At 33.2% G+C, this 13,479-nt stretch carries 11 protein-coding genes, 2 tRNA genes, 1 pseudogene and 1 other annotated feature; of the genes and pseudogenes, 9 read left to right on the forward strand and 5 right to left on the reverse strand.

Going from position 1 to position 13,479, the window contains the following annotated elements:
- Positions 1–87: 87 nt before the first annotated feature.
- The 5 genes and pseudogenes from BQ5367_RS04360 to BQ5367_RS04385 all read left to right on the forward strand — a co-directional run bounded on the left by BQ5367_RS04360 (position 88) and on the right by BQ5367_RS04385 (position 4,948).
- Positions 88–837 carry a prepilin peptidase gene (locus BQ5367_RS04360; protein WP_071441314.1) on the forward strand — a complete coding sequence of 250 codons (750 nt, stop codon included), beginning with the start codon at positions 88–90 and terminating at the stop codon, positions 835–837.
- 77 nt (positions 838–914) lie between these two features.
- Positions 915–1,628 (forward strand): pyruvate formate-lyase-activating protein, encoded by a 714-nt coding sequence (gene pflA / locus BQ5367_RS04365; RefSeq protein ID WP_071441315.1) that lies wholly within the window; start codon positions 915–917, stop codon positions 1,626–1,628.
- On the forward strand, positions 1,622–1,948 hold the full coding sequence (locus BQ5367_RS04370) for a thioredoxin family protein (protein WP_071441316.1): 327 nt from the start codon (positions 1,622–1,624) through the stop codon (positions 1,946–1,948). Before pflA ends, BQ5367_RS04370 begins: the two co-directional genes overlap by 7 nt.
- 73 nt (positions 1,949–2,021) lie before the next feature.
- Positions 2,022–4,273: pseudogene (gene pflB / locus BQ5367_RS04375) on the forward strand (formate C-acetyltransferase).
- 108 nt (positions 4,274–4,381) lie between these two features.
- Positions 4,382–4,948 carry a xanthine phosphoribosyltransferase gene (locus BQ5367_RS04385; RefSeq protein WP_071441319.1) on the forward strand — a complete coding sequence of 189 codons (567 nt, stop codon included), beginning with the start codon at positions 4,382–4,384 and terminating at the stop codon, positions 4,946–4,948.
- 26 nt (positions 4,949–4,974) lie between these two features.
- Here the strand turns inward: BQ5367_RS04385 and BQ5367_RS04390 are convergent, their stop codons facing one another.
- The 4 genes from BQ5367_RS04390 to argS form a co-directional block, all read right to left on the reverse strand.
- On the reverse strand, positions 4,975–5,592 hold the full coding sequence (locus BQ5367_RS04390) for a pentapeptide repeat-containing protein (RefSeq protein WP_071441320.1): 618 nt from the start codon (positions 5,590–5,592) through the stop codon (positions 4,975–4,977).
- Positions 5,585–6,265: an MBL fold metallo-hydrolase gene (locus BQ5367_RS04395; protein ID WP_071441321.1), complete on the reverse strand. Its 681-nt coding sequence runs from the start codon at positions 6,263–6,265 to the stop codon at positions 5,585–5,587. The genes BQ5367_RS04390 and BQ5367_RS04395 overlap by 8 nt, the downstream gene beginning before the upstream one ends.
- Before the next feature lie 36 nt (positions 6,266–6,301).
- Positions 6,302–6,514 (reverse strand) — a binding site (T-box leader).
- A 44-nt stretch (positions 6,515–6,558) separates the two neighbouring features.
- Positions 6,559–7,851, reverse strand: a complete 1,293-nt coding sequence (locus BQ5367_RS04400) for an AraC family transcriptional regulator (RefSeq protein ID WP_071441322.1) — start codon at positions 7,849–7,851, stop codon at positions 6,559–6,561.
- Between the two features lie 80 nt (positions 7,852–7,931).
- Positions 7,932–9,575, reverse strand: coding sequence for an arginine--tRNA ligase (gene argS / locus BQ5367_RS04405; RefSeq protein ID WP_071441323.1), 1,644 nt, complete (start codon positions 9,573–9,575; stop codon positions 7,932–7,934).
- Between the two features lie 265 nt (positions 9,576–9,840).
- On the opposite strand from argS, the gene BQ5367_RS04410 reads away from it, so the two are divergent.
- Both BQ5367_RS04410 and BQ5367_RS04415 read left to right on the forward strand, forming a co-directional pair.
- Positions 9,841–10,983 (forward strand): MFS transporter, encoded by a 1,143-nt coding sequence (locus BQ5367_RS04410; RefSeq protein WP_071441324.1) that lies wholly within the window; start codon positions 9,841–9,843, stop codon positions 10,981–10,983.
- A 305-nt stretch (positions 10,984–11,288) separates the two neighbouring features.
- Entirely contained in the window at positions 11,289–12,008 is a 720-nt protein-coding gene (locus tag BQ5367_RS04415; protein ID WP_071441325.1) for a helix-turn-helix domain-containing protein, read from the forward strand.
- A gap of 300 nt (positions 12,009–12,308) precedes the next feature.
- Here BQ5367_RS04415 and BQ5367_RS04420 read toward each other — a convergent pair.
- A tRNA-Arg gene (locus BQ5367_RS04420) sits at positions 12,309–12,385 on the reverse strand.
- A gap of 139 nt (positions 12,386–12,524) precedes the next feature.
- On the opposite strand from BQ5367_RS04420, the gene BQ5367_RS04425 reads away from it, so the two are divergent.
- Together BQ5367_RS04425 and BQ5367_RS04430 are read left to right on the forward strand one after the other, a co-directional pair.
- Entirely contained in the window at positions 12,525–12,950 is a 426-nt protein-coding gene (locus BQ5367_RS04425; RefSeq protein ID WP_071441326.1) for a GNAT family N-acetyltransferase, read from the forward strand.
- 48 nt (positions 12,951–12,998) lie between these two features.
- A tRNA-Arg gene (locus BQ5367_RS04430) sits at positions 12,999–13,075 on the forward strand.
- Positions 13,076–13,479 lie beyond the last annotated feature (404 nt).

The following is a 13,479-nucleotide window of genomic DNA, read 5'->3' on the forward strand; positions in this document are numbered from 1 at the left end:
TATGGTATTCTTAAATAAGTATTTATTCATTTTGCTCAATAGTATTATTTTTTGACTCATATTATATAAAAAGGAGTGAAATGAATTATGATTTATTTTTATGTATTTATTTTATGTAGCTGTGTAGGCAGTTTTGCCAATGTGCTGATTTATCGGTTGCCAAAGAAAGAAAATTTTGTAAATGGTCGTTCTTACTGTCCAAACTGTCATCATACTCTGAGAATGAGGGATATGATTCCTATTTTTAGCTGGTTTTTATTAAAAGGAAAATGTCGCTGGTGTCATCATAAGATTTCTATTCGTTATCCGCTTGTTGAAATAGTAAGTGTAGGAATAGGTTTTTTATGTTTTATGAATGTTGGTCTTAGTGTGGATTTTTTTATCATTTTTTTTATTTGTGAGCTATTGTTTGTTGTTAGTGTTATTGATTTTAATACGATGATGATACCAAATGGACTAAATGTTTCATTAGCGATTTTAGCGTTTATTTCTTATTGGTTTCATCCTGAAATTTCCTTGATTCATCGCTTGATAGGTATGATAGTCATCTCATTGCCAATGTTTGTCATGAATTTGATTGTGAGTCATTCATTCGGTGGTGGAGATGTGAAATTGATGATAGCTGCAGGTTTTCTTCTAGGATGGACGAAAACACTGGCTGCTGGTCTGATTGGGATCATGAGTGCTTCTATATATGCATTGTATTTATTGATCAAAAAGAGAGCGAGCCGTAAGAGTCATATGCCATTTGGACCTTTTCTATCTTTAGGAATCACGATGAGTCTTTTTTATGGGACATCAATGATTGATATCTATTTACAGCTTGTGAATTTTTGATACAAAGTTATTGAATCATCTGAGTTAAAAAAGCAAAGTCGCTGTGTTATAATGATTGAACAAAGAGGGGTGAGATCATGGCAAGAATTCATTCTTTTGAAAGCTTTGGAACAGTAGATGGACCGGGCGTGCGTTTTGTAATCTTTATGCAAGGCTGTCCTTTACGATGTAAGTATTGTCATAATCCTGATACTTGGAATTTTCAGGGTGGAGAAGAATACAGTGTTGAAGAGGTTGTCAGTGAAATCATGAAATATAAAAACTATATTAAAGATGGTGGCGTAACTCTTAGTGGCGGAGAACCTTTAATGCAAATAGATTTTGCGATCGAATTATTTAAAGCTTTGAAAAAGAGAGGTATTCATACTTGTATGGATACAAGTGGTATTACATTTGATTGTCATGATACGTCTAAATTTGATCAGCTTTTAGAAGTGTGTGATTTGTTTTTATTAGATATCAAGCATATTGATACTAAGAAGCATCTGGATCTGACTGGAGTGTCTGCAGATCGGCCGCAGGCTTTTGCCCGCTATCTCGATGAAAGGAATAAACCGGTTTGGATCCGTCATGTATTGGTTAATGGTTATACCAATAATGAAGAAGATCTTATGAAAACAAGAGCTTTTCTTGATACATTGCATAATGTAGAGAAGGTAGAAGTGCTTCCTTATCATACGATGGGTATCGTTAAATACGAAAAGATGGGGCTGGAATATCCGCTCAAGGGCGTAGAGGTATGTACAGCGCAAGAAATTGAAAGAGCAAAGGAGATATTGGGTGTATGCTGAATAATGAAAATTTCAAGGAAGTATTGGGACAAAGCAGATTTGCGGTAACGCTGATTAGCGGTGAAGGATGTGCAAATTGTGTCAGTATGCTTCCAATGGTTTTGAAATTGAAAGAACGTAATGATATGGATGTCTATATCGTTGAGGTCAGTCCTTCAAATTATGAGATCAATGAGCATTATGATATCAAAGTTGTACCAACGATTTTGCTTACAAGCTATGGCGAAGCAATATCAAAAATTACAGGTTATCAGCCTGAAGAAATCTTTGAGCTTTACATTGAAGCGAAACTGGAAGAAACAGGAAAAAGAGCAAGTTAAAAATAAGAGTTTTATAGATGACTTGAAAAGGGGTTTATGATACAATACTTGCGTTAATGAAAGAGAGGTATTTATGTATAAAGGCTGGGAAGGTTTTGAATTAGGTAAATGGAGCAAGGAAATCGATGTCCGTGACTTCATTCAAAAAAATTATACGCCTTATGAAGGTGATGATAGTTTCTTAGCACCTGCTACTGAAGCTACAAAAAAATTATGGGAACAGGTATCTGAACTGAATCAAAAAGAAAGAGAAGCAGGGGGAGTACTGGATGCAGATACAAAGGTGGTTTCTTCACTGACATCACATGCTGCCGGTTATTTAAATAAAGATTTAGAAAAGATCGTTGGTTTCCAGACTGACAAGCCATTTAAACGTTCACTGCAGCCATTTGGTGGTATCCGAATGAGTGAAAGTGCCTTAAAAGCTTATGGTTATGAGCTTGATCCGGAAATCAAGGAAATCTTTACAAAATATCGTAAAACACATAATCAAGGGGTTTTTGATGTTTATACGCCAGAAATGCGTCGTGCTAGAAGCTGTGCTATCCTGACAGGTCTTCCTGATGCATATGGACGTGGAAGAATTGTTGGCGATTATCGTCGTGTTGCTTTATATGGTGTTGATTTTCTAATCAAAGATAAGGAAACACTTCACAAGGAAATCCTTTTAGGAAGCATGACTGAAGAGAGAATCCGTGAACGTGAAGAAGTAGCTGAGCAGATTCGTGCTTTATATGCCTTAAAGGAAATGGCACAAATCTATGGCTGTGATATTTCTGAACCAGCTGTAACAGCACAAGAAGCTGTGCAAGCTGTTTACTTTGGATATCTGGCGGCAGTGAAAGACCAGAATGGAGCAGCGATGTCTTTAGGACGTACTTCTACATTCCTTGATATCTATATTCAAAGAGATTTGGATAAGGGACTCATTACTGAAGAAGAAGCCCAGGAATTGATCGATCATTTTGTTATGAAACTGCGTCTTGTGAAATTCATGAGAACACCAGAATACAATGAATTATTCTCTGGTGATCCAACATGGGTAACAGAATCTATTGGTGGTATGGGACTTGATGGAAGAACATTAGTTACAAAGAATTCTTTCAGAATGCTTCATACGCTAGTAAACTTAGGACCGGCTCCTGAACCAAATTTAACAGTATTATGGTCTACAAGATTGCCAAAGAACTTCAAACGTTTCTGTGCAAAGATTTCTATTGAGACAAGCTCTATTCAGTATGAAAATGATGATCTGATGCGTGTAGAGATGGGTGATGATTACTGTATCGCCTGCTGTGTATCCTGCATGAAAGTTGGAAAAGATATGCAGTTCTTTGGAGCTCGTGCAAATTTAGCAAAATGTCTGTTATATGCAATCAACGGTGGTATGGATGAAGTGAAGAAAATTCAGGTTTCACCAAGAATGGAACCAATTACTTCAGAATATTTAGATTATGATGAAGTTATGGCTAAATATAATCAGATGCTGGAATGGCTGGCTGGATTATATGTCAATACTTTGAATGTAATTCACTACATGCATGATAAATATTGTTATGAAGCTTTAGAAATGGCTTTACATGATCATGATGTAAGACGTTTCTTCGCAACAGGTGTAGCAGGACTTTCAGTAGCAGCAGATTCTCTTTCAGCAATCAAATATGCGAAAGTAAAAGCAATCCGTGATGAAGATGGAATTGCAATTGATTATGAAGTTGAAGGTGATTTCCCTAAATTCGGAAACAATGATGACCGTGTTGATCAGATCGCTGCAGATCTTGTAAAGAATTTCATGAATAAGATCAGAGAACACCGTACTTATCGTAATGGTGTACCTTCAATGAGTATTCTGACAATTACATCAAATGTTGTTTATGGAAAGAAAACAGGAAATACACCAGATGGAAGAAAAGCCGGAGAACCATTTGCACCAGGTGCTAACCCAATGCATGGTAGAGATACACATGGTGCAGTAGCTTCACTGGAATCAGTAGCTAAGCTTCCATATGAATATTCAAGAGATGGTATTTCAAATACTTTCTCAATCGTGCCAAATGCTTTAGGAAAAGATGAATAACAGGAGGAAAGAAAATGTCTGATAGAATTGATAACTTAGTAACGATGATCGATGGCTATGCTCAGAGTGGCGGACATCATTTAAATGTAAATGTATTCAATAGAGAAACATTGTTAGATGCTCAGGCTCATCCTGAAAAATATCCTCAATTAACGATTCGTGTTAGTGGATATGCTGTTAATTTCAATAAACTTACAAAAGAGCAGCAGGATGATGTCATTCGCAGAACCATGCATGAGTCAATGTAATTCTTAACTTGAGATGACTGTGAGAAGCAGTCATCTTTTATTTTGGCTATATCTTGAAAACCCGATACGTGTATGATAAGATGATAAAAATTACTTAGGAGAAAATATATGAAGCTGTTAGAAGATGTTATTTTAGAAAAAGGTGAAATACTTGAAGGAAATATATTGAAAGTTGATTCATTCATGAATCATCAGATCGATCCTATATTAATGGAAAAACTTGGCATTGAGTTCGCTGAGTATTTCAAAGATAGAAAAATCACAAAAGTACTGACTGTTGAATCAAGTGGAATCGCACCATCACTTATGTGTGCTCTAAAATTACAAGTGCCGCTAGTCTTTTTAAAGAAAACCCAGCCATCTACAATGCGGCAGCCGCTTACTTCTGAAGTCTTCTCATATACTAAAAACAAAGCTTATACGCTTTGTATGGAGAAACATTTCTTGAATAATGATGATATTGTCTTGTTCATTGATGATTTTCTTGCCAATGGTGAGGCTTTTCGAGGGGTAGAAGATATCATAAAACAAAGCGGAGCCAGACTTGAAGGAGTGGGTATCGTCATAGAAAAATCATTTCAAAAAGGTCATGAATATATTATTAGTCAAGGTTATGATTTATATTCATTGGCAGATATTAAAGCTTTTAATAACGGTAAAATCATATTTAAATAAAAGGAACAGTACACTGCACTGTTCCTTTACTCATCTTTTATAACAATCCCCAATAATTTTGAAAGTTCAACAGCCTGAAATGAACTAACTATGATTCCAGGTATGCTTTCTGCAGTTAATGTAATACTTGCGATTTCGCTTGTACTAAAATCAAGATCTTTTAAAGAAGTGTGAATAAACTCAGATTGTGTAAAGTTACAATGATCTAATTCACATTTATTAAAATCAGTCTCGACATATCGTGATTCACGAAAATCACATTCAATAAAACGAGAATTTTTAATTTTACTTCCAGAAAAATTAATGAATTGTGCACGAGTACTTAAGAATTGCACATCGCTTAAATAAGTATCTGTAAAATCACAGCCAATCATGCGACAGCTTTTGAAAATAACTCGATGAAAAGAACTATTTGAAAACTTCATATTAGAACAATCGCAATTTTCAAAGATTACATCCATAAAATCGCTTTTGATAATAGAACTCCCTTTAAAGATAACATTTTTAAATAAGCATTCATCAATTTTTATAAATTCAAATTGAAAAGATCCTTCCAGATGTTGATATTCACTATTTATGAAATCACCTTTGATGCATGTCTTTTCCTCAAGATAGGAAATTTTAGGGGCTTTACATTTATGCATATTTTTTGATCAATGTTTGTTTTTTTGCTTCGTTCGATAATTCGCCGGTAGAGAAGAACCAAGTATAATCTTTGAATTCTTCAATAATTTCTTTGCATCCCTGAGCATACACTTTCTTTGTTTCCTCATCTAAGGCAGCGATACATTCTTCATCAAAAATATCTCCACAGAAAAGAATTTTATTTGTACGATCTGCCAGCATGCATCCATTGACCTTGGTCTTATCATTAGCGACTACTTCAAGTGTTTTTTTACCTAATGCATATTTTTTACCATTTGACATGGTTGTGAATAGGGCAGGAAGAAAAGTGTTATCATCTTCAGTTAACTTTTCTTGTGAAGAAATCCATTCATCTGAATAATCATGTGTAAGAAAATTGATTCCGTTTTCTTCATTTAAGATATGAACTAAACGGAATTTTTTATTAGCAGAAGAGTGATAAGCACTTGCATGAGAATTTAAAACAGTAGGAACGGTACTTGTTAATGAGAAAATGAGCTTTTTCATACGTCCGATTCCACATCCTGTATCAAGTAATATGCTTTGATTGTCACCACAAATCAAATAAGATGTAGAAGTTGTGTTTTTGTAATTCTCACTAATTGCATAAGTGTTATGTGAACAATCAAATAATTTAAACCAGCCTAAGTCGTGTTTGATTTCTTTTACCATCTTTTTCCCTCCTGTAAAATAAAAACATCGTTTCTATATAGAAACGATGTTAATCGCGGTACCATTCTATTTGCTTGCATAAAAAGCAAGCCGCCTCATCCGTTAACGCCGAACTACGTCTTGACCTACTATTACTTCAATCAAAATCTCAAAGGTGCGTTTCACTATGCTTCTTACCGCCTGACTCTCACTCTGTTCAGACTCGCTGATGGTGAAGGAATAGTTACTTTTCCTCATCGTCGATGACATTATTATAATCAAAACAAATCACTTGTCAACACTAAAATGAAAAATTATTCTTTTTCTTGATGTAAATTTTCAACTAAGATGGTTTCACTGCCTTTTTGAAATAAAATTGTTTTTCTAAAGTTTCCAGGAGACATATTTTTTAGCTTTACAAAATTTCGATTAAAAGTCTTAACAGTGTTATAACCTACTTGAAAACCGATGTCAGTAATTGCAGCATCCGTTGTTAGAAGCATTTCACAGGCTTTATTGATACGTAAAAAATGAATCAGATCTTCAAAATTTTTTTCAAGCTGGAAAAGAAGAATACGATTTAACTCAATGACACTGATATGGAATTTATCAGCAACATTTTGAATTTTTAAATCTTCCATATAATTTTCATAAATATAAGTAATAATTTCATAGCTGACACTTTTCTCTTTTTCACCAAATATTTCATGAAGATTACGATAAATATTCTGATAAGTTTTTGGAGTTGTACCTACACGTTCATTAAATACTTTAGAAATATGGGAAGCGTCAGTAAAACCAGTAATACTCGCTATCTCATTTAAAGTAAGATCAGTATACGTTAAAAGATCCATAGCTTTAACGATCCGCATTTCATTAAGTAACTCAGTAAAGGACAATCCTGTAACATCCATGATATATTTACTGATTGCTGATTCACTCATGAAAAACATCGCTGATATTTTTGTTAATGTCTGTTTTTCATTTAAATGTGAATACATATATTTAAAAATAGCATTTCTTTGGTCTAATTCAATACTGCTGCCATCCATTTGAACACATTCTTTTTTGGTGATGAAACGTTTAAAATGAATCAAAAGTTCACAGAGCTTATTTGTTACATAGACTTTACTTAATTCTTTTTCTTCTTGAACATCATAAATAGATTCAACACCTGTTTCATTTTTGATTTCATTCATAATGTTTTTAATGATTTTAGCTTCATCAGGAGTACAGTAAACAACAGGAGTATTTCCAATTGGTGTTAAAACACTGAATAGCTCATTCGAAGTATTATATGATGATTTCATTGATTGGGTGATAAAATCAGAATTATAGACAATTTTCATAAATTGCATAGGTTCTTTTACTTCATCAATGACCGTTGTTTCCCATGGTAATATCGCAATAAAAGTATCGGGAACTACAGGATAACTAATTCCATCTATTTTAATAGTTCCTTTACCTTTTAAAAAATATAAAAACCTTGAAGTCTGGTGTAAAAGTGGCTTTGTAGGCCTGTCAACAAATTCGATATCAAAGCTGCACAGCTTTCTTTTATCATAGCTGGAGCAGAACTGATCTTGTATTGTAGCATAACGATTCATAAATATAATTCCCTCTTAATTTCATTATACATGAATCTCTATTAAATATCAAAAAAACCGTCATTTAATGACGGTAAAAATTACATTTTTTCAGGTGCGCTTACACCAATAAGATCCAAAGCATTTTTTAAAGTAATCCTTGTTGCTTCCAGAAGCGCTAATCTTTGAGCTGTCAACTCAGGCTGAGAGTCATCAATGATCTTGTGTGCTCCATAGAAAGAGTGGAAATACTGTGCCAATTTTTGAATATAGTTACAAATCTTATTTGGACTTCTTGTAAATGCAGCATCTGATACGACGTTTACAAATTCATTGATATGCTTCAATAAATCTACTTCTTTTTCGCTTGTTAAAAGATCATAATTCTCTAAACGCTGTGCTGATCTGGTTCTTAAAATTGAGCAGATACGAGCATAAGCATATTGTGCATAGTAAACAGGGTTTTCATTTGACTGGCTTCTTGCCAGATTTAAGTCAAAATCCATATGTGTATCAACAGCTCGGCTTACAAAGAAATAACGAGCTGAATCAACACCGATATCATCTACTAATTCACGAATAGTAATGGCGTTACCTGTACGTTTTGACATTTTGACTTCCTCGCCATTTTCAACTAGACGTACCATTTGAATAATGTCAACTTCTAAAGCATCTTTTCCATAACCCATTGCTTGAATAGCAGCCTTCATACGAGGAATATAACCATGATGGTCGGCTCCCCAAAGGTTGACAAGTTTTTCATAGCCACGTTCAAATTTATACATGTGATTAGCAATATCAGGTGTCAGATAAGTATAATAGCCATCGCTTTTCTTTAATACACGGTCTTTATCATCACCATATTCTGTAGATTTAAACCAAATAGCGCCATCTTTTTCATAGGTTAATCCCATGTTGATCATTTTATCCATAACTAGATTTACACGGTTTTCATCTACGATTTTCTGTTCGCTGACCCATGAGTCAAATTCACAGCGGTAATACTCTAAATCTTTTTTGATACGATCAAGCTCACGCTTTTTTCCTTCTTCACGGAAATATTTGATAGCTTCTTCTTTTGGACAATTTAGATATTTATCACCAACATCTTTTTTGATCTCTGCAGTGATTTCTACAACATCAGGTCCATGATAACCATCTTCTGGAAGTGTGGCTTCCATACCAAAAGACTGCAGATAACGAGCATAAACAGATTCTCCAAGCATATCAATTTGATGTCCGGCATCATTGATATAATATTCTCTTAAACAGTCATAGCCGGATTTATTTAAAAGACGGCATATGCTGTCACCCCATGCAGCTCCACGTGCATGACCTAGATGTAAAGCTCCGGTCGGATTAGCAGACACATATTCCACTAATATTTTTAAACCGTTGCCGCTGTTATTTTTTCCATAATCATCTTTCGCATCAATTACAGTATTGATTACACTGGCAAGTTCACTTTTCTTGATCCAGAAATTGATGAATCCAGGTCCGGCAACTTCAATCTTATCAGCATTTTCTAAATTTGATTCTAATTTTTCTACTAATGCTTTCGCAATAACCTGAGGATTCGATCGGACTACCTTTGCCAGTCTCATTGCAATATTTGTTGAATAATCACCATTAGAATTATCTTTAGGGATCTCAATCATGACAAGACCAGACTCAGGTGTGATATTGAAACATTCCTGAACGGCTTTTTCAATACTACCTTTTAATGCTACTTCAATATTATTCATGTTTTCTCCTTTCAGCCTCCTGCTTTCGTTCATAGTCTAACATATTTAGAAAATAAAACAAGGGAAATGTTGAAAAACACGTAAAATTCAAGTTTTAAATATATCATATAAGTTTATCTTACAATACCATTGACAACAGATAACTATAAATCTATAATCTAAAAGAAGGAGTTGATTATTAGATGTATGTGCCTGTGCATTAATAAAAAACATATTTAGAAAATAAGCTTTAAGTAGTGTTTTTTATAATGGAAAGGTGACATCTATGAAAAATAAAAATATAATTCTTATGTGTGCCATTGCATTTCTGCAAGGCATGGTCTTTTATAGTGCTGTTTCAACGATTTATCGTCAGACACAAGGAATTACTCTTTTAGAGATGGGAATCATTGAATCTGTACTTTCAATATTAATACTGATATTAGAAGTTCCATGGGGCATGGTTTGTGATCGTATCGGTTATAAAAAGACGTTGATCATATGTAATTTCATTTATCTTTTATCAAAGATCGTATTTTGGAGAGCCGATAGTTTTATGCTGTTTCTTTGTGAAAGAATTTTACTGGCAATTGTTATTTCAGGGTTATCTGGCTGTGATAGTGCCTTGATTTATGTCAGTACAGGAAAAGAAGAGGCAGCGGGTGTTTTTGGATATTATCACGCATCATCAACGATAGGAATGATGATCGCATCATTAATGTTTTCGTTATTCATTAAAGATGATATTTTAAAAAGCGGGTTATGGACGATCTATCCTTATGCATTAGCTTTTCTCTTAACATTTTTCTTAAAAGATGTAAAAGGAAAAAATGATAACATAACTTCTTTTTCTAAAGAAGGTTTTTCATATTGTTTGAAGTCATTAAAGAAAATGTTTCTTTTCTTGATAGCGGCTACTTTATTAACGGAGACAACACATACATTAGGAGTTTTTTACAATCAGTTACAATACGAACAAGTAGGAATTTCTGTAGAATGGTACGGGATTCTTTATACATTGATGACTCTATGTACACTTGTTAACGGAGGTGTTGGAAAGCTTATTCATAAAGTACATATGAAAACTTTGATTACCATTTTGTATGGTGTTGTGTTTATCGCCTGTTTAATTTTAAGTGTTACATTATCACCGATCTTATCTGTTTTCGGCATTGCTCTTCTTCAAATATGCGAGGCATTGTATTATCCACTATTAGATACGATAATGAATATACATGCGAAAGTTTCAAGAGCAACGATATTATCGGTATATTCTATGATAATGAATTTAGGAAGTGTTCTTACAAATCTAATGTTTGGAAAATGTGCAGATATAACAGTGTCTTATGCTTTTATTTTAGGATGTATATTTTCAATCATTGGGATTTTATTATTTAGGCATTGGAACAAAAGTCATATGGTAGAATAAAATTATAGGTTTTAAAATAGAAGACGAACTACCGACACCTTCACATCTCCTTCTTTTGCTTTTCTCTGAAGATCAATATGTTCTTGGTAAATTATCATGTATTTCTTTATGGTTTTCAATGGTTTCACGGAATTCATCATAAGTAAAGCTATAATCTAAATCACAGTCATATAAATCACTTTTTTTACTAGTACATATGTGCTAAAAAATATTGACAATAGTACATTTGTACTATATAATTTTATTAGTACTTATGTACTTTTTAAATAAATGATAGAAATATCAAGAAAGTAGGAGGATATAAAATGGGTGTAGGAACTAGATTAAAACAAATATTAAACGATAAAAATGTAACTATTAAAGAATTATCTCTGATGTCTGGTGTTTCGATTAACACACTTTATGGAATTACTAAAAGAGATAATTCTACGATTAAAAGAGATATTCTAATTCCAATTTCTGATGTACTGGGGTTACCCCCTCAATATATTCTAGGCTTAGAGGGTTATCAGCCTATTTGGACAGAAGAAGAATTGGAATGTTTTGAAAGTGATGGATACATAGACACAAAAGATGGCCTTCTAAGTGAAATAATTAAAATTTGTAAAGACATAACAACTGAAGGCAGGTTAGAAACTTTAGAATACTTAAAAAGTATAAAAGACAAATATTTAAGTCCAGAAATGGTTCAAAATGATCTTACCTATAATGAATGGAATAATTTAAGAATCAAAGAATTAAATTCCATGTATGAAGCTAATAAGATAACAGATATTGATTTTCAAAAAATAATGCTTATGTTTACTAAAAATTTATATATACCTTTTCCTCATCCTGATAATGAAGATGATGAAATATACCAAAATGATATAAGAATTCATAGATATATATATGAAATAAATAATGCAGTAGATAGAAAAATAATAAATAAAGAATTTTTGGTATCTTCGGAGTTATATGAAAAAGCTATCCATAACAATTATACATCGGCAAACACAATCGACTCCCTCTCTGAAGAAGAGTAGGAGTTTTTTTCTATCACAAAAACGGATAAAAGAAAAACATTTGATTATATAGTATACTTGTTTTGTCTAATCGAATCAGAATATTTTCATCTAACTTTGTATGAATATCCATTTTCTTATATCAATCCTACTTTATACTCATATTGGAGCTGAATATAAAAAATAGGTAGTAAATGATATTTTTTCCTCAAAAAGTGGCGAAAAAGTGGCGAGCTTGAATAAGCAAAAATCACTATATAGCTAAAAACTACATAAATAAAGGCTTTCCTCATCATCAAGGAAAGCCTGTATAAACAGAAATGGCGTCCACGGAGGGACTCGAACCCCCGACCGTACGCTTAGAAGGCGTATGCTCTATCCAGCTGAGCTACGTGGACACTTATTGCTAATCTATATTATCACTAATATAAAAAAAAGGCAATTCTTTTTTAATAATTTTTACGGATCGTGCGAAGATTCATGATATCAGGGATTGAAAAAAATTGAGGCTATGCTATGATGAGGCTGGTGATAACAATGAATTTAAGTTTCAAGATCAATCAAAAAGATGACTGCTTTATGATACGTAAAATAGTTTTCATGGAAGAACAGGGGTTTGAGAATGAATATGATGAAATTGATGATAAATGTATTTTCATCACTCTTTATGACAAGAATCATTGTATAGGATGTATCAGAACTTTTAAAGATGAAGAAGAAGGAGTCTGGATTTTCGGACGCTTAGCACTTCTTAAAGAGTATAGAGGGAAACATTTAGGAAAAGAAATTGTTTTATATGCTGAACAGTATTTAAAACAATATCATATAAAAGAAATTCATTTGCATGCTCAATGCACAAAAATTTCTTTTTATGAAAGCATGGGATATGAGCCTTATGGTGATATAGATTTAGATGAAGGTATGGAACATATTTGGATGAAAAAAATATGTAATATCGAATAAGTGGTTGAATTTAAAAATTTGTATGATATGATATGAGTGTATTTGGATGCGCCGTTAGCTCAACTGGATAGAGCGTTTGACTACGGATCAAAAGGTTGTGGGTTCGATTCCTGTACGGCGCGCCATTCATAAATCTAAAAAAAACGATATCCTTTTTGAGAAGGCTATTGTTTTTTTTGTATATTAGGAAATTTCATTTTTTGATTGATAGAAAGATGATGAAAGAAAATAAAAAACTTAAATGTTATTTATGTTTATGATAGTATATATAATTAATTTGAAATTATAGTATCATTATAGTTATTAATATGATATAATATATGTACAAAACATCTCATTTCTGTCAAGGAGGCATCATGAAAGTCTTTTCTCTTTCCAACCGTTTCTATTACCGCGAATTCCCTGATCTGAAGAACACCGTTCTTCATGATCTTGCTGTCTATAACCGTGTCCTTCATAAGGCCTATAAATGTCTTTACGATCGTGCCTATAAGGGAGCCGCGTTTAAGGACAGCGAGCTTCACCAGCT

The sequence above is a fragment of the Traorella massiliensis genome (assembly GCF_900104665.1).
Lineage (GTDB): Bacteria > Bacillota_I > Bacilli_A > Erysipelotrichales > Erysipelotrichaceae > Traorella > Traorella massiliensis.

What these genes read in the sequence shown, in the direction of transcription:
- BQ5367_RS04400 (WP_071441322.1), bottom strand. Translation starts at nt 7,851, where the DNA reads ATGAATCGTTATGCTACAATACAAGATCAGTTCTGCTCCAGCTATGAT.
- BQ5367_RS04370 (WP_071441316.1), top strand. Translation starts at nt 1,622, where the DNA reads ATGCTGAATAATGAAAATTTCAAGGAAGTATTGGGACAAAGCAGATTT.
- BQ5367_RS04390 (WP_071441320.1), bottom strand. Translation starts at nt 5,592, where the DNA reads ATGCATAAATGTAAAGCCCCTAAAATTTCCTATCTTGAGGAAAAGACA.
- BQ5367_RS04410 (WP_071441324.1), top strand. Translation starts at nt 9,841, where the DNA reads ATGAAAAATAAAAATATAATTCTTATGTGTGCCATTGCATTTCTGCAA.
- BQ5367_RS04415 (WP_071441325.1), top strand. Translation starts at nt 11,289, where the DNA reads ATGGGTGTAGGAACTAGATTAAAACAAATATTAAACGATAAAAATGTA.
- BQ5367_RS04395 (WP_071441321.1), bottom strand. Translation starts at nt 6,265, where the DNA reads ATGGTAAAAGAAATCAAACACGACTTAGGCTGGTTTAAATTATTTGAT.
- BQ5367_RS04425 (WP_071441326.1), top strand. Translation starts at nt 12,525, where the DNA reads ATGAATTTAAGTTTCAAGATCAATCAAAAAGATGACTGCTTTATGATA.
- BQ5367_RS04360 (WP_071441314.1), top strand. Translation starts at nt 88, where the DNA reads ATGATTTATTTTTATGTATTTATTTTATGTAGCTGTGTAGGCAGTTTT.
- BQ5367_RS04385 (WP_071441319.1), top strand. Translation starts at nt 4,382, where the DNA reads ATGAAGCTGTTAGAAGATGTTATTTTAGAAAAAGGTGAAATACTTGAA.
- pflA (WP_071441315.1), top strand. Translation starts at nt 915, where the DNA reads ATGGCAAGAATTCATTCTTTTGAAAGCTTTGGAACAGTAGATGGACCG.
- argS (WP_071441323.1), bottom strand. Translation starts at nt 9,575, where the DNA reads ATGAATAATATTGAAGTAGCATTAAAAGGTAGTATTGAAAAAGCCGTT.